The 22,651-nt window shown below is 66.3% G+C and carries 23 protein-coding genes; 16 read left to right on the top strand and 7 right to left on the bottom strand.

The window, feature by feature from the left end; all coding sequences use genetic code 11:
- Positions 1 to 4: 4 nt before the first annotated feature.
- The 5 genes from DES41_RS23270 (at position 5) to DES41_RS23250 (ending at position 4,495) form a co-directional block, all read left to right on the top strand.
- Positions 5 to 1,744: a ShlB/FhaC/HecB family hemolysin secretion/activation protein gene (locus tag DES41_RS23270; RefSeq protein WP_114470063.1), complete on the top strand. Its 1,740-nt coding sequence runs from the start codon at positions 5 to 7 to the stop codon at positions 1,742 to 1,744.
- A gap of 14 nt (positions 1,745 to 1,758) precedes the next feature.
- A complete protein-coding gene (gene exbB, locus DES41_RS23265) occupies positions 1,759 to 2,187 on the top strand; it encodes a TonB-system energizer ExbB (protein WP_114470062.1) in 429 nt (142 codons plus the stop codon).
- Entirely contained in the window at positions 2,180 to 2,563 is a 384-nt protein-coding gene (locus tag DES41_RS23260) for an ExbD/TolR family protein (protein ID WP_114470061.1), read from the top strand. The genes exbB and DES41_RS23260 overlap by 8 nt, the downstream gene beginning before the upstream one ends.
- A gap of 29 nt (positions 2,564 to 2,592) precedes the next feature.
- Complete coding sequence (locus DES41_RS23255; RefSeq protein ID WP_114470060.1) at positions 2,593 to 3,300, top strand: TonB family protein; 708 nt, start codon at positions 2,593 to 2,595, stop codon at positions 3,298 to 3,300.
- 319 nt (positions 3,301 to 3,619) lie between these two features.
- The gene (locus DES41_RS23250) at positions 3,620 to 4,495 is read left to right on the top strand and encodes a hypothetical protein (RefSeq protein ID WP_114470059.1); all 876 of its coding nucleotides are present in this window, start codon (positions 3,620 to 3,622) and stop codon (positions 4,493 to 4,495) included.
- 145 nt (positions 4,496 to 4,640) lie between these two features.
- Here the strand turns inward: DES41_RS23250 and DES41_RS23245 are convergent, their stop codons facing one another.
- Positions 4,641 to 6,560, bottom strand: a complete 1,920-nt coding sequence (locus DES41_RS23245) for a sigma-54-dependent Fis family transcriptional regulator (RefSeq protein WP_114470413.1) — start codon at positions 6,558 to 6,560, stop codon at positions 4,641 to 4,643.
- A 337-nt stretch (positions 6,561 to 6,897) separates the two neighbouring features.
- Between DES41_RS23245 and DES41_RS23240 the strand changes: the two genes are divergently transcribed.
- The gene (locus DES41_RS23240) at positions 6,898 to 8,361 is read left to right on the top strand and encodes an aldehyde dehydrogenase family protein (protein WP_114470058.1); all 1,464 of its coding nucleotides are present in this window, start codon (positions 6,898 to 6,900) and stop codon (positions 8,359 to 8,361) included.
- Positions 8,362 to 8,485: 124 nt separating this feature from the next.
- Here DES41_RS23240 and DES41_RS39880 read toward each other — a convergent pair whose 3' ends face one another.
- Positions 8,486 to 8,566 carry a hypothetical protein gene (locus tag DES41_RS39880; RefSeq protein ID WP_425466391.1) on the bottom strand — a complete coding sequence of 27 codons (81 nt, stop codon included), beginning with the start codon at positions 8,564 to 8,566 and terminating at the stop codon, positions 8,486 to 8,488.
- 233 nt (positions 8,567 to 8,799) lie between these two features.
- Positions 8,800 to 10,011, bottom strand: coding sequence for a LysR family transcriptional regulator (locus tag DES41_RS23230; protein WP_114470057.1), 1,212 nt, complete (start codon positions 10,009 to 10,011; stop codon positions 8,800 to 8,802).
- Positions 10,012 to 10,140: 129 nt separating this feature from the next.
- On the opposite strand from DES41_RS23230, the gene DES41_RS23225 reads away from it, so the two are divergent.
- From DES41_RS23225 to DES41_RS23185, 10 genes are all read left to right on the top strand, one after another.
- Positions 10,141 to 11,124: a Bug family tripartite tricarboxylate transporter substrate binding protein gene (locus DES41_RS23225; RefSeq protein WP_114470056.1), complete on the top strand. Its 984-nt coding sequence runs from the start codon at positions 10,141 to 10,143 to the stop codon at positions 11,122 to 11,124.
- 5 nt (positions 11,125 to 11,129) lie between these two features.
- Positions 11,130 to 12,008 (top strand): amidohydrolase family protein, encoded by an 879-nt coding sequence (locus tag DES41_RS23220; protein ID WP_114470412.1) that lies wholly within the window; start codon positions 11,130 to 11,132, stop codon positions 12,006 to 12,008.
- A gap of 42 nt (positions 12,009 to 12,050) precedes the next feature.
- Positions 12,051 to 12,956 carry an NAD(P)-dependent oxidoreductase gene (locus DES41_RS23215; RefSeq protein WP_114470055.1) on the top strand — a complete coding sequence of 302 codons (906 nt, stop codon included), beginning with the start codon at positions 12,051 to 12,053 and terminating at the stop codon, positions 12,954 to 12,956.
- A complete protein-coding gene (locus DES41_RS23210; protein ID WP_114470054.1) occupies positions 12,944 to 13,744 on the top strand; it encodes a transporter substrate-binding domain-containing protein in 801 nt (266 codons plus the stop codon). Before DES41_RS23215 ends, DES41_RS23210 begins: the two co-directional genes overlap by 13 nt.
- 22 nt (positions 13,745 to 13,766) lie before the next feature.
- Entirely contained in the window at positions 13,767 to 14,744 is a 978-nt protein-coding gene (locus tag DES41_RS23205; protein ID WP_114470053.1) for a Bug family tripartite tricarboxylate transporter substrate binding protein, read from the top strand.
- A 16-nt stretch (positions 14,745 to 14,760) separates the two neighbouring features.
- Entirely contained in the window at positions 14,761 to 15,762 is a 1,002-nt protein-coding gene (locus DES41_RS23200; RefSeq protein WP_114470052.1) for a Bug family tripartite tricarboxylate transporter substrate binding protein, read from the top strand.
- 19 nt (positions 15,763 to 15,781) lie between these two features.
- The gene (locus DES41_RS23195; RefSeq protein WP_245965841.1) at positions 15,782 to 16,633 is read left to right on the top strand and encodes a metal-dependent hydrolase; all 852 of its coding nucleotides are present in this window, start codon (positions 15,782 to 15,784) and stop codon (positions 16,631 to 16,633) included.
- Between the two features lie 440 nt (positions 16,634 to 17,073).
- Positions 17,074 to 17,253: a hypothetical protein gene (locus DES41_RS37950; protein WP_147282938.1), complete on the top strand. Its 180-nt coding sequence runs from the start codon at positions 17,074 to 17,076 to the stop codon at positions 17,251 to 17,253.
- Between the two features lie 383 nt (positions 17,254 to 17,636).
- Positions 17,637 to 18,671: an XdhC family protein gene (locus DES41_RS23190; RefSeq protein WP_114470051.1), complete on the top strand. Its 1,035-nt coding sequence runs from the start codon at positions 17,637 to 17,639 to the stop codon at positions 18,669 to 18,671.
- A gap of 136 nt (positions 18,672 to 18,807) precedes the next feature.
- Positions 18,808 to 19,557, top strand: coding sequence for an IclR family transcriptional regulator (locus tag DES41_RS23185; protein ID WP_114470050.1), 750 nt, complete (start codon positions 18,808 to 18,810; stop codon positions 19,555 to 19,557).
- Between the two features lie 39 nt (positions 19,558 to 19,596).
- Here the strand turns inward: DES41_RS23185 and DES41_RS23180 are convergent, their stop codons facing one another.
- The 4 genes from DES41_RS23180 to DES41_RS23165 are packed head-to-tail and all read right to left on the bottom strand — an operon-like array spanning position 19,597 to position 22,618.
- Entirely contained in the window at positions 19,597 to 20,370 is a 774-nt protein-coding gene (locus DES41_RS23180; RefSeq protein WP_342769686.1) for an SDR family NAD(P)-dependent oxidoreductase, read from the bottom strand.
- Between the two features lie 12 nt (positions 20,371 to 20,382).
- Positions 20,383 to 21,363 carry a Bug family tripartite tricarboxylate transporter substrate binding protein gene (locus DES41_RS23175; RefSeq protein WP_147282937.1) on the bottom strand — a complete coding sequence of 327 codons (981 nt, stop codon included), beginning with the start codon at positions 21,361 to 21,363 and terminating at the stop codon, positions 20,383 to 20,385.
- The gene (locus tag DES41_RS23170) at positions 21,360 to 22,130 is read right to left on the bottom strand and encodes a citryl-CoA lyase (protein WP_114470047.1); all 771 of its coding nucleotides are present in this window, start codon (positions 22,128 to 22,130) and stop codon (positions 21,360 to 21,362) included. Before DES41_RS23170 ends, DES41_RS23175 begins: the two co-directional genes overlap by 4 nt.
- Positions 22,127 to 22,618 carry a MaoC/PaaZ C-terminal domain-containing protein gene (locus DES41_RS23165; protein WP_114470410.1) on the bottom strand — a complete coding sequence of 164 codons (492 nt, stop codon included), beginning with the start codon at positions 22,616 to 22,618 and terminating at the stop codon, positions 22,127 to 22,129. Before DES41_RS23165 ends, DES41_RS23170 begins: the two co-directional genes overlap by 4 nt.
- Between the last annotated feature and the right edge of the window lie 33 nt (positions 22,619 to 22,651).

Genomic DNA, 22,651 nt, shown 5'->3' with positions numbered 1-22,651 from the left:
GGCCATGCGGCCACGATCGTTCCGTTCCGGCCGACCGGAACCGACCAACCTGCAAAGAAGAATGAAAAGAGACAGCCTACGGCTCGCCCTGGCCCTTGCTCCCGCGGCCGTTGCGGGCCTCGCAACCGCACAGACGCCCCCCATCGACGCGGGACGGGCTGCCCAGGAGGCGCAGCCCTTGCGGCCGGCCGAGCCCCGCCAGCAGCCCAATCCGACGATCCTCCAACAGGAGGACCGGCCGCTGGCCCTGCCTGCCGGCAGGACCTTGCGGGTCGACAGCTTCGTGTTCGAAGGGGCCGACGGCATTCCTGCTGAAGAGCTGCAGGCGGCGGTCGCCTCCTACAAAGGGCGTGACCTGGCGATGCCGGACATCGAAGCCGTGGCAGACCGCGTGACCGCGCTGCTGCGCGAGAAGGGCTACCTCGTCGCCCGCGCCCTGGTCCCGCGCCAGGACGCGAGCGGCGGCGCGCTGCGCATCCGTGTGGTCATCGGCACCTACGGGAAGGTCTCGGTCCAGAACCGGTCGCTGGTGAACGACGCCTCCTTGTCGGGCTACTTCTCCGACCTGGGTGGCTCGAAGACCGTCACGCGGCAAGACCTGGAACGCTCCATGTTGCTGGTTGGCGAACTGCCCGGCGCGACGCTGCCCAAGGTGACGGTCGCGGCCGCAAGCGAGCCTGGTGCCTCCGACTTCGTCGCCCAGGTGGAGCCGGGCCCGCGCTACGGCGCATACCTGCTCGGCGACAACTTCGGCTCGCGCTACACCGGCCGAAACCGCCTGACGGCGGGGGGAACGGTCAATTCGCCGGCAGGCATCGGCGACCGCATCGACGCCTACGGCATGTCCAGTTCCAACGGCGATCTGCGCAGCGGCCGGATCGCCTACGCGGCGCCCCTGGGCAGCCAGGGCCTGCGCGGCGAGGTCGCGGCATCGCGGACGACCTACGAGCTCGGCAGCATCTACGCGCCCTTGGGGGCGCTCGGCACGGCACGCTCCTTAGAGGCCAACCTTTCCTATGCCTTGCAGCGCAGCAGAACGCAGAACCTGACGGTGCTGCTCAACCTGGTCGACCGGCGGCTCTACGACGCCGTGCAGACCGAAGGCAGCGCCACCACCAAGCACGCGCGCGCTGCGACGCTCGGTGCCAGCTTGGATCGGTTCGGCCAGCTCTTCTCGCGCGACGCCGCCTTCAGCGCCACCGGTTCCGTCACCTGGGGACGCCTGCGCATCGACGAGCCCGCCATGGCGGCCGCCAACCGGGCCGGCGCCAACACCGTGGGCGGCTACGGCCGCTTCAACCTGGGTCTGGCAGGGCGCGTGGCACTGAGCGACGCGTTGAGTGCGCACAGTGCGTTGGATGTCCAGCGCTCGATCCGCCGGAACCTGGACAGCAGCGAGCAGTTGCTGATCTCGGGCACGCGCGGTGTCACGGCGTACGAAAGTGCCGCCAGCGGGGACGACGGCTACCTCGTCAAGGCCGAACTGCGCTATGCCCTGCCGGCCTTGCCCCAGGGCACTCACGCGGTCAATGTGTTCACGAACCTGGGCCGCGTGAGTTTGCACGACGCAGGTTTCACCACGACCAACGGAGTCCGGCTCAGCGACGTGGGCATCGGCTACACCGTGTCGTGGCGGGCGTTGTATGCGCGGCTGCAGGCTGCCCGTGCCATCGGGGCGCGGCCGGCCCCCTACGCATCCGATGACCGCACGCGGGTGCTGGTGCAACTGGGCTTGATGATCTGACAAGGAGGAATGCCGTGAACCTGGACTGGCTGACATCTGCCGTGGACTACGGCGTCATTGGGCTTCTGGTCGTGCTCAACGTCGTCGTGGTGGCCATCGCGTTCGAGCGCGCCTGGTACTACCGGCGCCTGGACCTCGCTAGCATCGGCGACCGGGGCGAGCTGGAGCTGCAGTTGACGAGCCGGCTGTTCGTGATCGGCTCGGTGGCCAGCAATGCACCGTACCTGGGGCTGCTCGGCACGGTGTTCGGCATCATGCTGACCTTCCAGCAGATGGGCCAGAACGCGGCGATCGACACCTCGCACATCATGACCGGTCTGGCCCTGGCACTGAAGGCCACGGCCGCAGGCCTGATCGTCGCCTTGATCGCCGTGACGCTCTACAACGCGCTGTTGCGCCGGGTGAAGGTCCTGACCTTGCGCTGGGAGATGGTCCATGGATGAGCGCCCGTTCGAGTCCCTGAACATGGTGCCGTTCATCGACATCATGCTGGTGCTGCTCGTGATCGTGCTGACCACCTCGTCCCTCGTCGTCAGCGGCAGGATTCCCGTCAAGCTGCCCGAGGCGAGCGCCGAGCCGGCCGACATCCGGGAAACAGCGACCATCGAGATCGATGCGGCCGGCGTGGCGCATTACCTCGGTGAGCCGCTGGCGCCCGAGGCGCTGCGGTCGCGCCTGGGGGTGCTCGAGCGGACTGCGCCGATCCTGCTGCGGGCCGACCAGGCGGTTGCGCTGCAGCGCTTCATCGACGTGGCGGACCTGCTCAAGCAACTCGGCTTCACCAGGGTCGCAGTGCAGACCCAGGGCCGCGCGTCGTGATGGTCCGAGGCGCTCGGCGTGCCCACGGCATGGCCTGGGTGGCCTCGCTGGGCATCCATGGCCTGGCCATTGCGGCCTGGCTGGGCTTCGTCGCCACGCCACCTGACCCGGCGCCCCGGTCCAGGCTGGATCTGGAACTCTTCGGCTTGGTCAGCCAACGGCAGGTTCAAGCGCAGGCGCCGAGCAAGGCGCAGCCTCCGCCGCCGACCCCACCAGCGCTGAGTGAGCCGGCCGTGCGGCCGCCGGCGCCGCCACGCCTGGCGCCGCAGCCGCTGGTCCGTCGGCCATCCAGGCCCGCGCCGCGTGCCGACGCCGATCCGGTCCAGGTGGCGGATGCTTCCCCCGCGGTGCCGCAGGACGCGCCACCGGCAGCGCCGCCACCACCGGTGGAGGCGCTGCCGCGCCCCGATGCGCGCCAGGCCGAAGCGGTGCGTCCGGTGGAGGACGAACAGATCGCCATCGGGCGCTACGTGGCCGCCCTGGGCCGGACGCTGCAGCGCCATCTCGTGTATCCGCCACGGGCCCGGGAATCCGGCGCGACAGGTTCGCCCCTGATCGCGTTCACCGTCGCCGAAGACGGCAGCCTGGTCCCCGACACCGTGCGCATCCACCGCAGCTCCGGACATCCTGTGCTGGACGAGGCGGCCGTGCAGTTGGCGCGAGATAGCGGTCCATTCGCGCGGCCGCCACGGCGGATCGGTGTTGTCGTGGCCATTTCGTTTGCCGAGCAGCACTAGGCTCCTCGAGAGCCAACCAACTGGCACGCTGGGCCGATGAGAGGGTACGAACGGAATCGTGCATGGCGCAGTGGTCACGGCGGCTTCGGGCAGGGTAAATCCGGATTCGATGGCTATCACGTTCGATAAACTTCGATGTGACTTGCGTTGTTGGACTGTGTCTGTTGATCTGGCGGTGACGGCTTGTCTTGAGCATTGAATCCGTCGCGGTTCGATTTCTGCATCGGAGGCCACTGCCTCGCGCGTCAGGCGAACCGTACCTTCAGGCCCGGCGGCATCCAGCGCATGTCCTCGTTGCCTTTTACTGGAGGACCTATTCATGAACTCAGAATGTGCGTCGACGGATGACTACTTCTTCAGCCCCCGGGCCGCTGCACGTCGAATCCTGATTGACCAACTCGGGCAAGAGACAGCTACCAGGAACAGGAACTTTGCAGCCGGCTTCATCCGACGCATCAAGTCGCAGAGGATCTTCACCCACCCGATCCTCGATGCCTTGAGGGATGGTGCGTTCGATCGTGACACCCTGGCTGAGATCCATCTGGAGTTTCGCAATGCGGTGGTGACGGTTTTCACCGACGCGATACTTGCTGCGCAGTTGCAGTCGCGCACGCTGGAATCGAGGTTCGGACCTGCGAGCCACATGGTTGTCCGATTCCTCTTGTCGCTCAACCTGCTTGACGAGTTCGGCTACAAGCCGGGTATCGGCGAGGAAAGCTACTTTCGTGGACATCCTTGGGCCGCGCACTTCTGCATGTTCGACGAAGTCCTGTCTGAACTCGGGGTCGATGCGGACGCGCGGGCCGCGTACTCGGAGTCCGACGGTGCGCGGAGAGTACGACTGTTCATCGAATCCCAGTTCTCGGACTATCTCGGGCTCCTCGTCGTGCTGGCGTCGACCGAGGAGACGGCGATGGTTATCTGTCCTGCCATGCGCAAGGCCGCGGCACATGTGGGCATCGACGTCACCCGTGGCTACTATTTCGTCCACGGCACAACGGCCGATGCCGAGACCCGTGCGTTCGACGACGACCATCAGGAGGATGTGGCGTTCGCGTTGATGCATGCGATGACGCCGACCGACGACAGGAGAGCCTGCCGCCTGGCCGATGATTACGGTCAGGTCTGGCTGCAATTCTGGGACGACCTCTGGACTCGTGTAGAGCACCGACGGATTCGACCGTTGGAGGCCTAGGAAGCTTCCTAGGCAGTCGGCGCCGACCTTTCGAAGACGCTCCACCGAGGTGGAGCCAATGGGTTCGGCGCAGAGCGCCAGGCAGAGCCAAGTGGACGTCGTTTTCGGCGAGCGTAACGACACCTGCGCGCTTGAACCAGTAGAGCTAGGCCTTCCTCTGCTTCAGCCTTCTGTAGATCGTCGCCCGTCCGACTCCCAGCTTCTTCGCGGCGATTGCGACAGATCCATCGCTCTCTGCGATGACGTCATCGATGGTTCGGGCAACGAGGTCGCGAAGATCGCGGTGCGATTGAGCTGCCTGACCGCCTTTCACGAGCGGACCAAGTTCGAAGTCGGCGAACGCCAGCTCTTCTCCCTCTCGAAATGCGGCGGCGCGAAGGACAGCGTGCGAGAGTTGGCGCACGTTCCCCGGCCAAGGAAACGCCTTGAGCTGCTCGCGCAGGACCGCGGACGCACAGGACGGGTGCAACCCATGCGTCTCAAGCACAGTGTCGAGAACAGCGTGGAAGTCTGAGCGCTCCCTGAGCGGAAGCAGCCGCATCGTGTAACCCGATATTCGGTGCAGAAAATCTTCCCTGAATGTTCCGTTGCGCACCAGCTCGTTCAAGCTTCTATGTGTCGCGCAGACCACTGACACATCGACCTTTCGCGCCTGCCTCGCGCCAAGTGGAAAGATCTCCCCAGAATCGAGAAATCTAAGCAGTGCCACCTGAAGCGAAAGCGGCGTGTCCCCAATCTCGTCGAGGAACAGCGTTCCTCCCTGTGCTGCCTGGATCTTCCCAATGAAGCCGCTCTTCTTGGAGCCGGTGAACGCACCTTCCTCGTAGCCGAAGAGCTCGCTTGCCTGAAGCTCCAGTGGAATGCCGGCACAGTTGACGGCGATAAAGGGCCTGCTGGCACGTGGACCCGAGGCGTGCAGAGCGCGTGCCATAAACTCCTTGCCCGTCCCGGTCTCACCGGCCACCAGGATCGGAAGGCCTGCGCGCGCGGCGCGCAGGCCCTTGTCGAACAACGCATTCATGCGCGTGTCGCCCAGACTCAGGCTCCGCTCCGGTCGGTCCTGCGTTCTGACCGGGGGGGCGGTCGGTCGTCGGTCATGGTGTGGCAGCCTCGATGCCCTGAGTTCGCGCACTTGAAGCTGCACGCCGTTCAGAAGCCGAATCGAGGAACACGCGGAGCGTCGAAACTTCGTTGCCCAACTGCTGAAGCTCTCGGCCGAGATCGCCTCGAAGTCCGGTAAGGCACCCGGTTCGGCGCAACCAAGAAGGTAGCGAGCCGTTACGCTGGCGTAGGTGCATCGACCCGACTCATCTAGCGCGATCCAGGCACCGCTGTCATCCGAGACATCGGATAAAGCATTGCAGGTGTCGAGCTCCAACAGGAACTGCGCCGGCAGCTCCAGAAACAGGCGGCGTTCGATCCTCCTGGCGCATCGGGCGGCGTGCCAGAGCGTGCAATCCACCTTGGCCGGAATGTCGCGGCTCACATCGAGGGCACCGACGATGAGTCCCTGGGGATCGAAGATGGGGACTGCGCTGCAGTGGAAGGTCTGGATCTCCGAGTAGAAGTGCTCGGCGCCAAGCACGCGCGCAGGGCGCCGGTCATGGAGCGCAACCGACATCGCGCTGGTTCCGATGGCTTCCTCGGATAGGTCTACGCCGACACGCAGAGCACGCTGAAGCAGGCTGCTTCTTTGCGTGAGCGCGCCGTCCACAGCGAGAGCATTGCCACGAGGATCCGTTAGCAAGACGGCATAGCCGGCGCCGCCCAGTGCGTCGGCCAGCGAGACAAGCTCCGGTCGGGCTGCTTCCATCAGTTGGTGATTCGAGTCGAACAACTCGGCGACGAGCGAACGCCCGATGGGCTGAAAGTCGATCTGATCGTCCGCGCCGCAACCCATTCGGACGCATCGACTCCAGGAGTGGAGCACTCCGTCATCGACGAGGTCGCCGAGAGATGTCCCCGTGTCGAAAAACGCGTTCCGCGCTTTCCATATGTCGTTCGGGCGGTACGTTGGCCGGGGAGTTGCCAACGTTCTTTGGGATGGGGCGAATGGCTGTTGCATGGTCCCGGATAAATAGCTGGCTCTTCGAGCGGGGTCAATCAGATATGTCCCCAGCTTCTCGTGCTGCCAGCCTTCGATGTCGCCAGCCCGTTGTTGGCTGGGCACAGCGTTGCGTCTCGGCATGTTCCATGCCGAGACATTCGGTCTCAGTTCGAGACACAAGCTGCGTGCGTCCGCCGGGACTGCAGGTGGTGTGAGCGCATGCAACGTGGTTCCTTCACTGGGGAAAGACTGGCCTGTGCCCGTGAGCTCCACAGTGGTACGGCCCTTGCTCAAGCCTCGTTGCGCGGCGAACCTCAGCCGCGCAATCAACCAACCATTTCTCTGGAGACAGTTCATGCAAGCAGATGCCGTTCAACATCCCTGGGAGGGAAAGGTACTGATCGATTCGTGGCGGCCCGCGCGTGGAGGGTTCCTCGAGGTCAGGGCGCCTGCCACCAACGAGCTTCTGTGCCGGCCCGGTGTCGCCGATGTCGAGGACGTCGCGATCGCGGCGGATTTCGCTGGCGCCGCCCAAGTAGGATGGGCCCAGACGCCGTTTGACCAGCGTGCAGCGGTTCTGCGAAAAGCGGAACAACTTCTTGCAGAGAGAGCCGACAAGTTCGTTGGCTGGCTCAGTCGAGAAGCCGGGTCCGCCGGGCTGAAGGCCGGCTGGGAGTTCAACGCGGCGCGGGAGCAGCTCTCCATGGCCGCAGCGCTCCCGATGCACGCCATCGGCCAGCTGTTTCCCTCGTCCGTACCGGGGCGGCAGAACCAGTGGCGCCGTGTTCCCATCGGTGTGGTCGGGGTCATCTCACCGTGGAACTTTCCGCTGCTGTTGTCGATGCGCTCGATCGCTCCGGCCATCGCCCTCGGAAACTCCGTCATTCTCAAGCCAGACCCTCAGACGCCCGTGGTGGGGGGTATCCTGCTCGGAGAGCTGTTCGCCGACGCTGGTCTACCGCCAGGCGTCCTGAGCGTGCTGCCGGGTGGCGCAGAGACGGGTGAAGCCATCGTGCAGCATCCGGGCATTCGGATGATCTCGTTCACCGGCTCTACGGCGGTCGGGAGGCGGATTGGCCAGACCTGCGGTGGCCTGCTGAAGAAGTGCTGCCTTGAGCTTGGTGGCAACAATGCCTTCGTCGTGCTGGACGATGCCGACTTGGAAGCAGCCGCCTCGAGCGGCGCCTGGGGAGCGTTCCTTCACCAAGGTCAGATCTGCATGCAAGCAGGTCGCCATCTCGTGCACCGCAGCGTTGCGCAACGCTACGCCGAGTTGCTGACCGCGCGTGCATCCAAGCTGCGGGTCGGCGACCCAGCTTCCGGTCCCGTCGACCTTGGTCCGATCATCAATTCCAGGCAGTTGGATCGGATCGAAAAGATCGTCCGGGACTCCGTCGACCAGGGGGCCAAGGTGCTGGTCGGCGCGCGCAAGGACGGCCAGTACTACTGGCCTACAGTCCTGTCGCACGTCAGCCCATTGATGCCGGCCTTCACCGAGGAAATCTTTGGTCCGGTCGCACCTATCACTGTGTTCGACACGGATGAAGAGGCCGTGCAGCTTGTGAACAGCTCCCCGTTCGGCCTCACGGCCGCCATCCACACGGCGAAGACAGGCCGTGGGGTCGCCATGGCGCTGCGCTTGAAGACCGGCATGGTCCACGTGAATGATCAGACCGTAAACAACGAGTTCCACGTCCCCTTCGGTGGGATGGGCGCCTCGGGGAACGGGGGACGCTTCGGAGGGCCTGCAAACATCGACGAGTTCACCGAGGCGCAGTGGATCAGCGTGATCGAGGAACCGGTCAAGTATCCCTTCTGAACGACCACGAGCCACACCGCTCGGCTCGCGGGGGCCGAAGCGGTGCGTCCAGTGGAAGTCCGTTGGCTCGTGGTCGGTCTCTTCCTGCGTGCCCGGGCTTCGGCGCAGCCACGCAGAGGCGCTTTCAAGCGCCAGGCTTGACCGTCCTGTCCCAGTCTGGTACGGCTGCGAGCAGCGCGCGCGTGTAGGCCTCGCGAGGATGCATCAGTACCTCATGCGCTGGACCTTGCTCCACGATGCGCCCCTGGTGCATGAAGATGACCCGATCGCAGATCTGGCTTGCGACGCGCACATCGTGATGTGATGAAGAGGATGCCGATCCAGAGTTCCTGCTGGACCCCCTTCGCTTTGACAAGACCTGCAAGTGGATGCGGATCGTTTGAAGTCAATTTTCATGGCGACGTCGAAAGTGCTGACGTCTCTGAGGCGTGAACGGCCTCAAGCGATTTCGGCAGTACCGTCTGTCGCGGCGATCGTGCGGATTGACGCGATTAGCGCCAGGGCCGTCGGCGCCAGGCGCGCGCCCGCGCGCAGCGTGATGCCGATCCGGCGCGTCAGCCCGTCCAGGGTGATCGGCAATGTGCACAGTTGACCGCCCTCGATCTCGTGCCGCAACTGGTGAGCCGACAGCACGGTCAGCATCTGACCCTGCAGCAACAGGCCGCGCACGAGGGCCTGGTCGCCGGTCTCCACCGTCGCGTGGGGTGCTGGCTCGCCGTGTGCCAGAAAGTGCTGCGCCAGTGACTCGCGCAGCGGTGTACCAGGCCGTGACAGGACCCAGGGCCAACCGCGCAGGTCGGCCAGGGTCAGGCGGCGACGTCTCGCCAGCGGATGCCGGGTCGACGCGATCACGCCGAGCTGCTCGGTGAACAGCGTCTCGCTGGTCAACGCCTTGTCGGCGGAAGGCCGCAGTGCGCCCACGATGAAGTCCAGCTTGCCGGCAAGCAGGCCGGCGCATAGGTCTTCGTACGGGCTCTCCAGCGAATGGACGCGCAAGCCGGGGTGTCGCTCCAGCACGCTGGCCACGGCGTGCGGCAGCAACTGCACGCGGGCCAGCGGAAGCGCGCCCACGGTGACCAGACCCTGCAGACGGCCCGTGGTGGCAGCGATGTCGTCCTCCAGATGTCGCAGTGCCGCCAGCACTCGGTCAAAGCGGATAAGCCAACGCAGGCCCACTGCGCTCGGCAGCAGACCGCGCGGCGTGCGCAGGAACAGGCGCTCGCCCAGCGCCTGCTCCAGCCGCGAGAGCGCGGCGCTAACGGCGGGCTGCGTCACGCCCAGGCGCAATGCGACGGCAGGCATGTGCTGCATCTCGGCCAACAACGAGGCCGCGCGGAGCCGGCGGTCGTCCAGCAGAGCTTCCTGCACCGATGCCGGCGGTACGCGTACGCGCCCTTGCCTGGCTTCGTCGATGACGGGCGCAAGCTCCGCGTCGATCGATTGCCAACGGTCCAAGGCCACTTGGCCCGCCACCGTCAGCGCCATGCCCAGACCACGGCGTTCGAACAGGGGAACACCCAGCGCATGCTCGAGCTGCGCGATCGAACGGCTGACCGCGGAGGGCGCGCGCCGCACCGCATCGGAGGCGGAACGCACACTGCCAGCCTGGGCGACGGCCGCGAAAACATGGAGCAGGCGCAGGATGGTCATGGGGTAGGGCGATCAATGGATTCGAACGCCCAGTGTTGCAGAAAGCAACCCCGGATCTGACGGCTGCCCAAAGAATGGGCCATACGGGGCGTGCCTTGGCCTGCCTTGCACCACCAATAGGAGACAAGCATGACAATCGACCACCGCAGGCGCGGCCTGGTGCGTGCGCTACCGCTGCTGGCGTTCAACGCATGGCCGGCACGCGCGGACACCACCTATCCGGATCGTCCGGTCCGCTTGGTCGTGCCGTTCGGCGCCGGCGGCAATGTCGACGGGGTGGGACGCTTGCTGGCCCACGCCCTGGCGCCGTTGCTCGGACAGCCGGTGGTGGTGGACAACCGCCCGGGCGCCGGTGGCAGCCTGGGCGCGACGACGGTGGCCAAGGGCCAGGCCGACGGCTACACGCTGCTGGTGGGCTCCAATGGCCCGTTGACCATCAATCCATTCGTACAGGCCAAGCTGGCCTATGGCTTGCAGGATTTCGAACCCGTGGCGCTGGCTGGCGTGGTCCCGCATGTGCTGCTGGTCCAGAACGAGCTGCAGGCCAGAAGCCTGCAAGACCTGGTTGCACTGAGCCAGCGCCAGGCGCTCAGCTGCGGTTCTTCCGGCGTGGGCAGCGCGACCCACCTGACGATGGAACGCCTGAATGCCGCCACGGGCGCCCGGCTGCAGCACGTGCCTTACCGCGGCGGCAACTCCCCGGTGCCCGATCTGCTGGGCGGAGCGATTCAGGCGATCTCGATGGAGTTCTCGACGGCCTTGCCGCTGCACCGCACCGGCAAGGCGCGGATCCTGGCCATCGCCGCGGCGGCGCGCAGTCCGCTGGCGCCGGAACTGCCGACCTTTGGCGAAAGTGGGGCGCCGGGGTTCACGGCCAACAGCTATGTCGGACTGCTGGCGCCGGCCGCGACGCCCGCCGCTGCGCTGCGCAAGCTGCAGGCGCTGGCCGAGCAGGCGCTGGCCGCGCCAGAGCTCGTCGAACGCCTGCAGAGCCTGGGCCTCACCGCCGCCGGTCCGCAGGAGCGTCAGGCCGCGGCCTTCGGCGCCATGCTGCGCGCCGATCTGGAGCGCTCGCGCGAAGCCGTGCGCGTGGCCGGCATCCGGCCCGAGTGACGCAGATGGCCGGTCCCCAGGTTCCGCCGCCCAAGCGCCATCCGCGCCGGCCCCGGCTCACGCTGCCGCCCGGCAGTTGCGATACGCATGTGCATGTCTACGGCCCGGCGGCGCGTTTCGCCTTCGTGCCGCATCGTCCGTACACGCCCGACGATGCACCGGTGGAGCGGGTGCAGGCGCTGCACGGCTTGCTGGGCGTCCAACGCGCCGTGTACGTTCAGGCCACCGTGCACGGCCACGACAATGCCGCGGTGCTGGACGCGATCAGCCGCGCGCCGCAGGACCACCGCGGTATCGCGCTGGTGCGCCCCGACGTCGGCGATGCCGAGTTGCACGCGCTGCACGCGGGCGGTGTGCGCGGCGTGCGCTTCAACTTCATCCGGCACCTGAACGACGCGCCCGATCCCGCCGCCGTGCTGCGCCTGGCTGAACGCGTCGAGCGGCTGGGCTGGCACCTGGAACTGCACTTCAGCGCGCAAGACCTGCTCGACCATCTGCCGATGCTGCACAGCATGCCGTGCGCCTACGCGATCGACCACATGGGCCGCACGCCGGTGGCGGCCGGCCTGGAGCAGGAGGCCTGCCTCGCTTTGCTCGGCCTGTTGGCGGACGCGCGGGCCTGGGTCAAGCTCAGCGGACCGGAACGCATCTCGACCCATCTGGCCCAGGGCGGCGGCTTTCCCTACGACGATGCGGTGCCGTTTGCGCGCCAGCTGCTGCAAGCGGCGCCGCACCGCTGCGTCTGGGGCACGGACTGGCCGCATCCCAATGTGCGCGAGATGCCCGACGACGGCGACCTGGTCGACCTGCTGGCGCACTACGGCGACGCCGCCGTGCTGCAGCGTCTGCTGGTCGACAACCCCGCGCGGCTGTACGGCTTCTGACGCTGCCAGCCGCGCTTGCACTTCCAACTGGAGAGATCGAACATGGGAATCACCTTGGGGCTGATCGGATATGGCGAGGTCGGCGGCATCTTCGGCCGGCAGCTGCGCGTGCAGTCCGGCGTGGACGCCGTCGTGGCCTGGGACCTGCGCTTTGCCGATGGGCAGCACGCCGCTGCCGCGCGGGCCGACGGTGTCGTGCCGATGGACGGCATGGCCGCGCTGTGCGCGCGGGCCGATCTGCTGATCTCGGCCGTCACCGCGTCCAGCACGCTGACCGTGGCGCAGGAGGCGGCCCGCCATGCGCGAGCCGGAACGCGCTACCTGGATCTGAACTCGGCATCCCCCGGGACCAAGATGCAGGCCGCGGCCGGGCTGCAGGCCGTGGGCGTGGCCTACGTGGAGGCGGGCGTGATGACCTCCGTGCCGCCCTATGGCATCCGCGTGCCGCTGCTGCTGAGCGGCCTGCATGCCGCTGCCATGGCCGACACGCTGCAAGCCTGGGGCATGGACGCCAGCGTGGTGAGCGAGCGCTACGGCGTCGCCTCGGCCATCAAGATGAGCCGCAGCGTCATGATCAAGGGGCTGGAGGCGCTGGTGATCGAGAGCTACACCACGGCGCGCCACTACGGCGTGGAAGAGCACGTGCTGCCGACGCTGCAGGAGACCTTCCCGCAGATCGACTGGGCGCAACAGGGCAGCTACTTCTTCAGCCGCGTGGTGCAGCATGGCAAGCGCCGCGCGGAGGAGATGTTCGAGGCCGCGGCGACCGTGCGCGAGGCCGGCATCGAGCCGCTGATGGCGTCGGCCATCGCCCACAAGCAGGCCGGTGTGGCACAGCAGGCCAAAGCAGGACTGTTCGACGGCGTTGGCCCCAAGGACCCCTGGCAGGTCTACGCGGACCGCCTGCTGGCGCAAGCGAAGGAAAAGGAACAGGGATGCGCGCGCTGATCCACACCGCACGCCGCCGCCTGCTGTGGGGCGGACTGGCCGCCTTGCTGGTGGGGGGATGCGCCGCACCGTCGGCGTCGCCACCCGAACGGAGTGTGCTGGCGCCGACCGGCACGCTGCGCGTGGGTGTCTACCTGGGCAGCCCGACCTCTCTGGTGGTCGACTCGCAGGGCCGCCGCGCCGGTGTGGCCCTGGAGATGGGCCAGCGCCTCGGCCAGTGGCTGGGCGTTCCCGTGCAGGCCGTCGAGTACCCGCGCGTGGCCGAGGTGGTGGAGGCCGTCCGCCAGGGGAAGGTCGATTTCACCGTCACCAATGCATCCCCGGCGCGCGCGCAGCTCGTGGACTTCAGCGCGCCGCTGCTCAACCTGGAGCTGGGCTACCTGGTGCCGCGCGGCAGCCGCGTGGACCGGATGGACGGCATCGACCAGGCCGGCGTGCGCGTCGGCGTGAGCCAGGGCAGTTCGTCCCAGACCGCGCTGGGCCGCCAGTTCCGCCAGGCACAGGTCGTGCCGCAGGCCTCGCTGCAGCAGGCGGCCGCGCAGTTGCGCGACGGCCAGCTCGATGCCTTCGCCACCAACAAGGCCATCCTGTACGAGCTCGCCGACCAGGTTCCGGGCGCGCGCGTGCTCGATGGCCGCTGGGGCCTGGAACACATGGCCATGGCGATCCCGAAGGGGCGCCAGGCCGCGCTGCCGGCGCTGGAGAAGTTCGCCGCCACCGTGCGCGAGGACGGCACGCTGGCCGCGATCGTCGGCCGCGCGGGCCTGCGCGGTACTGCCGCCCCCTAGAACCATTTTCCAAGGAGCATCCATGCCCAAGAACCTTTCCATCCTGCGCCGCGCATTGCTGGCCGCGGGCGCAGCCATTGCCGTCTCCGGCGCCCTGGCACAAAGCTATCCCGACAAGCCGATCCGGCTGGTGGTCGGCTATTCCGCAGGCGGCGCGGTGGACATCGTCGCCCGCACCGTCGGCCAGAGTATGTCCACCAGCATGGGCCAACCCATCATCGTGGAGAACAAACCGGGTGCCGGCACCAACATTGCCGTGAAGTCCGTCATCTCGGCTCCGCCAGACGGCTACACCTTGATGCTGGCAGCCAATGCGCTGGCCGCCAACATGGCGCTGTACCAGCCCGCGCCGTTCGATGCGGAACGCGACCTCGCGCTGATCGGGCAGGTCGGCCGTGTCCCTGTCGTGATCGCGGCGAATCCGTCCGTGCCCTACAACGACATCGCGCAGCTGATCGTCGCAGCCAAGGCCAAGCCGCGCAGCATCGCGTTCGCGAGCCCGGGCAACGGCGCCACGCCGCACATGGCGGTCGAGCTGTTCGCCAAGGCCGCCGGCATTGCGCTGCAGCACGTTCCCTACCGTGGTGGTGCGCAGGCCATCACCGACACCATCGGTGGCCAGGTGCCTCTGGTGGCCGTGAACGCGCTGGAAGCGCTGCCGCACGTCAAGAGCGGCAAGCTCAAGGTGCTGGCGGCCCTGAGTGCGGCGCGCACCAGCATCTTCCCGGACGTGCCGACGATCGCCGAGTCGGGCTATCCCGGCTTCGAGGCATCGGTCTGGTACGGCCTCGTGGCGCCTGCCAGCACGCCGCCCGCGGTTCTCACCAAGTTGCAGGCAGAGCTGCAGAAGGCCCTTGCCACCGCGGAGGTGCGCGAGCGCATGACCAGCGTGGGTGGCGAGGTCACTCCGGGGACCAGTGCGCAGTTCGCTGCACTGGTACGCTCGGAGCGCGAGCGTTACCAGAAGCTCGTGAGCGAGACCGGCATCAAGCCGGACTGATGGTCGAAGGAACCGCATGACGCTGCTTTTCACGCCGTCCCGCCGCCGTGCCATCGGCTGGCTGGGCGTTCCGCTGCTGGCCAGCCTGGGACCTGCCCGGGCCGCTGAGGACTTTCCCGCCCGGCCAGTGCGCATCCTGGTGCCGTTCACGCCCGGTGGCTCCAGCGACATCCTGGCGCGGGCCATCGGCCAGGAGCTGGGCCGCGGCTGGAAGCAGCCCGTCGTGGTCGAAAACCTTCCAGGTGCCGGCGGCACGCTGGCCTCCGAGCGCGCCGCGCGTTCCCCGGCCGACGGCCACACGCTGTTCATGGGCCACACCGGCACGCTGGCGGTCAACCCGGCGCTGTACCCCAAGCTGCGCTTCGAGCCACTGAAAGCCTTTGCGCCCGTGGCCGCGGTGGCGCGCGTGCCCAACGTGCTGGTGGTACACCCGGGCGTGCCGGCGTCCAGCCTGGCCGAGCTCGTGGCGTACAGCAAGGCCAAGCCCGGTGCGCTGGCCTATGGCTCGGGCGGCAACGGCAGTGCGGCGCACCTGACCATGGAGTACATCAAGCTGCAGACCGGTCTGCAGGCGCTGCACGTACCCTACAAGGGCACGGCGCCGTCGGTCAACGACCTGCTGGGCGGTCAGGTGCAATTGCTGTTCACGGGCGCGCCGGCGCTGCTGCCACACATCAAGTCGGGCGGCATGAAGGCCCTGGCCGTGTCCAGCCCGCGCCGCCTGCCTCAGTTGCCGGACGTGCCCACCGTGGCCGAGACCGGCCTGGCGGGCACCGGCGGCTTCGAGGCCGACCAGTGGTATGGCCTGGTCGCGCCAGCCGGCACGCCGGGCGCCGTGCTGCAGACCCTCAACACCCTGGTCAACCAGGCACTTGCCAGCGAGGGCGTGCGAGCGCGGCTGGTCAGCGAGGGAGCCGATCCGATGCCGATCACGCCGCAGGCCTTCGGTGCTTTGATCGAGAAGGACAGGGTGCGCTGGGAGTCCGTGGTCAAAACCGCCAAAGTCAGCGTGGATTGATACCAACCAGGAGACTGAGATGTTGCAGAAGAACGTGGTGCGCTGGTGCAAGATGATGGCGGTGGCGTTGGTGCTTCCCTGGGGATGCGCGCAGATCCCCACGGCGCCGCGGGCGCCGGAGCAGGGCCTGACCGAAGTGCTGTGGCTGGGCCAGGCCGCGTTCCGCATCACGTCGCCCGGCGGCAAGGTCATCGTGACCGACCCCTGGCTGCGCCAGAACCCGTTGACCCCGGCAAAGTACAAGGACCTGGCCGCGCTGGGCAAGGTCGACGTGCTGCTCGTCACGCACGCCCATGGCGACCACTTCGCCGATGCGCCGGCGCTCGCGCAGCTGAACCAGGTGCCCATGTACGCGCCGGGCGACATGAACCAGACCGTGAACCTGCTGGGCATCTTGCCGCCCAACCTGGCACCGCGCTTCAACAAGAGCGGCACCGTGGAGCCGGCACAGGGCATCAAGGTCACGGCGGTGCGCGCCGAGCATTCCAGCATCCTGGTGTGGAAGAACGCCAGCACCGGCAAGGACGAGCCGTACCCCGCTGGCGAGCCGGTCGGCTACATCATCGAGCTGGAGAACGGCTTTCGGATCTACCACATGGGCGACACCGGGCTGTTCGGCGACATGAAGTTCATCGCCGACTACTACAAGCCCGACCTGGTGCTGATGCCCATCGGCGGGCACTTCACGATGGACGCCAAGGACGCCGCGTTCGCCACGCGCGAGTGGCTGCGTCCGCGTTGGGTGATCCCCATGCACTACGGGGCGAATCCGCTGGGCAAGGGTCGGCCGGAGGACTATGTGCAGGCGGTCGGCGGCGGTGCTGTCACAAAGGTGCTGCCGTTAAAACCGGGCGAGAGCGCCAACTTCTGAAGATGGTGCGTCTTCGGAAGTGAGAGGAAGATCGATTTGGCTGCGCAACGGTGCGTGGAGCAGTGCGCACATTCTTAGGCCTCGCTACCCGCATCCGCGGCGTCAAGCTTGAGTTGTGTGGCATTTACAGCTTTGGCCGTTTGGCCGAGATTTTCACGCGGCTCGCGCATTGGTGGACTGGGGGGAGGGCGTTCTTGCGCCACCGGTGTTCAACGACATGGCTTGAGCCCTTGTATCTTGACGCCAACCGCCCATTGATCAAGATGGTCGAAAGCGCTAGGGTTGGACGTCGTGACGCTCGAGCGGTTCTGGCGTTGTAGTTCGTTGCTCCCAGGAGCCCGGTTTGCCGGAGCCCGCGCCTGAACCGAGAGCGCAACGCCGGTCTCTCATCGGTAGCCCGAACGGTTGCTGTGACGTGCGGCCTTGGTCATGCAGCCCGCATGTTCGACATGGATGTGCGCATGGGCGAACCGACGCTTGAGCGCATTGTGGGAGTGGATGTTGCCAAGGGCTGGCTGGCTTTCTGCGCTGATTCTCCGACACCAGACTTGGCCGCCCATACGAGCTATGAAGGTGCCTTGCTGCGTGGGGTATGCGATGTAAAGGGCACTGTTGCATAACCCGATCTGAGGTCGAGCCCCTTCCCCAGACGGAGTTATCCCACGCGTACCGTTCGGGGCGTGCCCAGGCTGTAATGCAACAACGCCGTTCGTGACGCCTGCAGGAGCTTCTCAACGCAGCCCACGCCAAAAGGATGAGGGCGCAAGCTTCTGTAAGAACAGCGCACATTCTCGATAGAACCAAGCCACACAACCCAACAGAATGGCCCCCGTGCGGGGGACCATTTGATGTCCATGCGCCGGGGCGCGAAGGTCATGGAACGGACAGGCCACGAGTTCGAACCCGGTGCAGAGCAGGGCAAGTTGATCTTGATTCGGCACGATGCAGGAGGCAGTCAATGGCATCTCTCCTGCGCTGGACTGTTCGAGTCGCAGGAGACACGATGGAGAATCTTGATGTGAGAGTTTTGCGCACGCTATGCGGTTGGCGCCAAGCCGGCCTTAGCGCAGTGCTCGTCACTGTGATCCGAACGTGGGGATCCTCACCTCGACCTGTCGGGTCGGTCATGGCGCTTTGCGAAACCGGTGCCGTCGTAGGCTCGGTGTCTGGCGGCTGCATCGAGGACGATCTCATCCACCGCTTTCGTGGACAAGTACCTGGTGTTCAGCCGCACAGACACGCGCATGCCATGCAGAACGCTTCGCCCGAGCGTTTGATTTACGGCATTTCCGCGGACGAGGCCCATCGTTTCGGCTTGCCTTGTGGCGGAACGATCGAGCTGATGCTGGAGTTCAACCCTTGTGCTGTTGAGCTGGAGGCTCTGGTCGCGTCATTGCGTGAGGGGAAGCTGATGGAGCGTCGTCTCGAGTGCGGCACTGGGCGCGCGGTCCATTGGCCATCGACGAGTCCTGCCGGACTTCGAGACGACGGCCATTGGGTGACCAACACCTTCGGCCCGGAGTACCGGATGCTGCTCATCGGTGCGGGCCAGTTGGCCGAGTACCTGTCCACGATGGCCTTGTTCAGTGGGTTCATGGTGACGGTGTGCGACCCTAGGGAAGAGCACTTGAGTTGCTGGTCGCTCCCCGACGTCGAGTGCCTAAAGGGAATGCCCGACGATGTCGTTCGAGCGTTCCGACCGGATCGCCGCAGTTGCGTGATCGCGTTGTCGCACGATCCGAAGCTCGATGACCTCGCGCTGCTGGATGCGTTGGAGACCGAAGCGTTCTACATCGGAGCCATCGGTTCACGGCGCAACAGCGATGCTCGACGCGCCCGGATGATCGCCCATTTTGAGCAGACGCCAGCTTCGCTCGCGCGCCTTCGCGGCCCCATCGGCTTGTACATCGGAAGCAAGACCCCCGCGGAGATCGCGGTAAGCGTGATGGCAGAGGTGCTCGCCGTGAAGAACGAAGCGCCTCTTGCGCGGGGGGTCGAAGTGGGTCGCATGAAGGACGCGCTGGCGGGTGCCATCTGATGTTCGCGGATCGGTCCTGGGTGCGCGGGCTTCAAGGGTTCTCTGCAGTTCCCTTAAGCCACGGCGCGACCGCAGGCTAGGGTCGCGGCTTTGCGGTCGGGCTTGCTGCACGGGCGCCCGACCCTAGAATTCGGCGATGGAAACCAAAAAAAGAGTCAAGGCCGCGGACCGCACGCTCGATCTCTTCGAGGTCTTCCGCAGGGAGATGCGGCCGATGAGCTTGTCCGAGATCGCCGCGGCAATGGAGATCCCGGTGAGCAGCTGCCACGGCCTGGTGAACACGCTGATGTCGCGTGGCTACCTGAGTCAGCTTGCCGCGCAGCGCACCTACTACCCAACGCGCCTGCTGTACGAGCTGGGAGGACATCTCGTGGCCCACGATCCGGTGCTTTCGCGGGTCACGCCCATCCTTGAGGCGCTGCGCGACAAGACGGGTGAAACAGTGGTGTTGGCCCGGCGGCAGGATCGCCTGGTGCAGTACATCCACGTGATCGAGTCGTCCGAGGTCATTCGCTACAGCGCCAAGGTCGCCGACCTGCGTTCGCTGCATTCGAGTGCATTGGGAAAGGCATTGCTGGGCGCGCTGGAGGTTCAGGTCCGAAGCGAACTGGCCGAACGACTCGTCTACGAGAAGGTCACGTCCAACACGATCGTCAGTCCACGGCGACTTCTGGCTGACGTGGCAGCGGGCGAGGCCCGAGGCTGGCACATGACCCGCGGCGAAAGCGTTGTGGACGTGCAAGCGGTCGCGAAGTCCACCTTGCTGGGTTTCGATCCGCATGCCGTCGCGATCGCAGGGCCGCTCTCGCGCATGGAGCCGCTGATCGAGAAGCACGCGCGCAGCCTGGCCAGCGCGTGTGCCGAGATGGAAGTCGCGACGCGCTGACCGCCACCACCGATTGGCGTCGGGTGGTGGCCGAAAGACCTAGTTCGAGTAGCGTCCGCCCGTCACGTGCAGCAGTTCGCCGGTGATGAAGCCGGCGCGCTCGGAGGCCAGGAACAGGACGGCATCCGCGATGTCGCGTGGTACGCCCAAACGCGGCAACGGCGTCGCCTTGAGCCATTTCTCCTTGATCTGGTCGTAGGCCGGGAGACTGCGCATCAACTCCGTTTCGACGAAGCCCGGTGCGATCGCGTTGACCGTGATGTTGAACTTCCCTTCCTCGTAGGAGATCGCCTTCGTGAAGCCCACGAGGCCTGCCTTGGCCGCGGAGTAGCTGCTTTGGCCGGGGTTTCCCATGTGTGCACGCGAGGAGATGTTGATGATCCGTCCCCAACGCTGGGCCATCATGTGCGGCACGGCTGCTTTGGAACAGAGGTAGGCGCCCTTGAGGATCACGCCGGTCACGAGGTCCCAGTCCGCCTCGGGCATCTTGGTGAGGTAGTTGTCCTTGGGGAATCCCGCGTTGTTCACCAGAATATGCAGCGTCCCGAAGGCCGAGACGGCCTGTTCGGTGAGGCGGGCCACGTCGTCGGCCTTCGTCACGTCGGCGACCACGCCGATGACCTCGTGCCCATCTCCGCGCAGCTGGTTCACGGTTGCCGCCGTCGTCTCCGGATCGATGTCGGTGACGACCACACGCGCACCTTCCTCGGCCAACGCACGCGCCGCCTCTGCGCCGATGCCACGGCCTGAACCGGTGACAATCGCGACCTTTCCTTCCAATCCTAGCTTCACGTCAGTTCCTTCTCGGTTGATTCGCGCGACGAGTCAGTCGGCAGTGATGTTGGCCTTGGCAACCACGTTCTTCCACTTATCCAGCTCCTGCGCAAGATAGGCAGCAAGCTGATCGGGCGACTTCGTCGACACCTCCACGCCCGCACTGGACAGCCGCTCGATGACCTGTGGGTCGGACAGCACCTTGCGCAGTTCCCCGTTGATGCGCGCGACGACGGAGGCCGGCGTCCTGGCGGGCGCGAAGAGCGCGAACCAGGCTGCAACCTCATAGCCCCGCACCGACTCGGCAACGGTCGGCACATCGGGAAAGCTTGGCGAGCGCGCGGCCCCGGTGAGCGCGAGGACCCGCACCTTGCCGGAACGGATGTGCGGCGCGGCCGATACTGCCGGCTCGATCATCATGTCGACCTGCCCACCCATGAGGTCCACCAATGCTGGACCGCTCCCTTTGTACGGAATCTGCCGCATGCTGATGCCGGCCATCTCCTCCAGCAGTACGGAGGCCACATGCTGCGAGCCTCCATTTCCCCCGGTCGCGTATGTGAGTCCATTCGGTTGGCTCCGCGCCAGCGCGATGAACTTGGCCATGCTGGAGGCGTGAAGGTCCGGCCGAACAAGCAGCGCGAACGGCGTAGCGCCGATGAACCCTATCGGCGCGAAGTCGCGGCGCGGGTCCCAACTGAGCCTCTTGCTGACCACGGGGTTGATGGCGATGCTGCCGATGGTTGCCAGTCCGATGGTGTGGCCGTCAGGCTCCGAGCGCGCCAATGCGTCCAGGCCGATGGCGCCGGTCGCTCCGGGACGGTTGTCCACGACCACGCTCTGCCCGAGTGCCGAGGCCAGTTTGTCCGCGACCGTGCGCGCAACGATGTCTGTCGACCCGGAAGGAGGGAAGGGAACGATCATCCTCACCGGCTTGCTCGGGTATCCGGCTTGGGCGATCGCGAAGAAGGGCAGGGCACAGGCCCCAGCGCCTGCCGCAAGCAACAGCGCTCGCCGTGTCGAGACACTCACCTTGGATTCTCCTCGTAGGGAACTTCCCTTTGCACCAGGCCCCAGACATGGCGCGCAGTCGGCAGCTCCTGTTCCTCGTGGATATGTCCGACGAGGCCGGCGGCGCGGCTCACAACCGCAAGACCTCGCATGATCTTCTGGGGGATGTCAATCTCGCCGAGCAGCGCGGCCACGGCGCCGGTGACGTTGATGGTGAGATGGCGCCCGAACGCCGCGTCGACCTCGCGGGATAGCAACTCCAGTGCTTCGATGTGTCGTCCGGGCGCGCCCGACTCCCTGGCCAGTGCAAGCAGCTTGGGCGAGCGGGGATCGTCGGGCTTGTGGAACGGGTGGCCAAAGCCGGGCACAGGATTGCGCCGTTGGGCGTGCTCGGTGGCGATCTTCCGGGCGCGCGCTTCGGCGCCTTCGCCTGCCTGCAGGATGTCGTCGATCAGGCAGGCTGCCCCTTCCATGGTGCCGATGAAGGTACCTCCGACGCCGAGCAGGCCCGCAGCGACCGCCGACTGCATCGCCTCGGGTGTGGAGTCGTAGATGAGGCGGGCGACGATCGAACTCGGCGTGAAGCCATGCTCCATCAGTGTCACCAGCACGGCGTCGAGAATGCGGGTCTGCAACGCGGTTGGCATTCTGCCGGTGAGCTGCAGAACGATCATCTCGGTGAAGCTCAACTTGCCGATGAGGTCCTGCACCAGATCGTAGTCCCTGACATACACGGCGGCTTCCGTATGACGCGCGATGCGCGTCCGGGGAGGGGACGACGCTCTCATTGCACGCTTCCTCGATTCCGCACCACGAGCTGCCACTGGCTTTCCATCACGTCTTCGCCGCGTTGGTTGACGGCAGTGCGCGCGAAGGTGACCGTGCCCCGGTCCGGCTTCTTGCCGGGCTGCTTGTCGGTAACGCGCATACGCACGTGCAGGGTGTCGCCGATCTTGCAGGGTCGACGAAATTTGCATTGGAGATCGGCCAGGCCCAGGATGGACGGCTCGAGGAACTTCATGAGCGGTAGGCGCGTGCACAGACCGGATGCGATGGCCAGTACCAGGAGCCCGTGCGCGATACGTCCTTCGTGCTGTGTGGTCGATGCGAAGGTGGCATCCACGTGCAGGGAGTTGTAGTCCGCGGACAGGCCCGCGAAATTCACGACGTCGGCTTCGGTCACGGTCCGCCCCGAGGTCGTGAAGGTGTCGCCCACCTCCAGATCCTCGTAGTGGATGACAAGGTCTTGAAGTTTGCCAAGCAGGCGATCGTTCATCAGGGGCTCCATTCCGTTCGTGGTTGTGGACAT

This window comes from Pseudorhodoferax soli, from assembly GCF_003337555.1.
Classification (GTDB): Bacteria; Pseudomonadota; Gammaproteobacteria; order Burkholderiales; family Burkholderiaceae_C; genus Pseudorhodoferax; species Pseudorhodoferax soli.
Note: the sequence above shows the minus strand (reverse complement) of the source record. Positions and strands in the feature narration are given on the sequence as shown.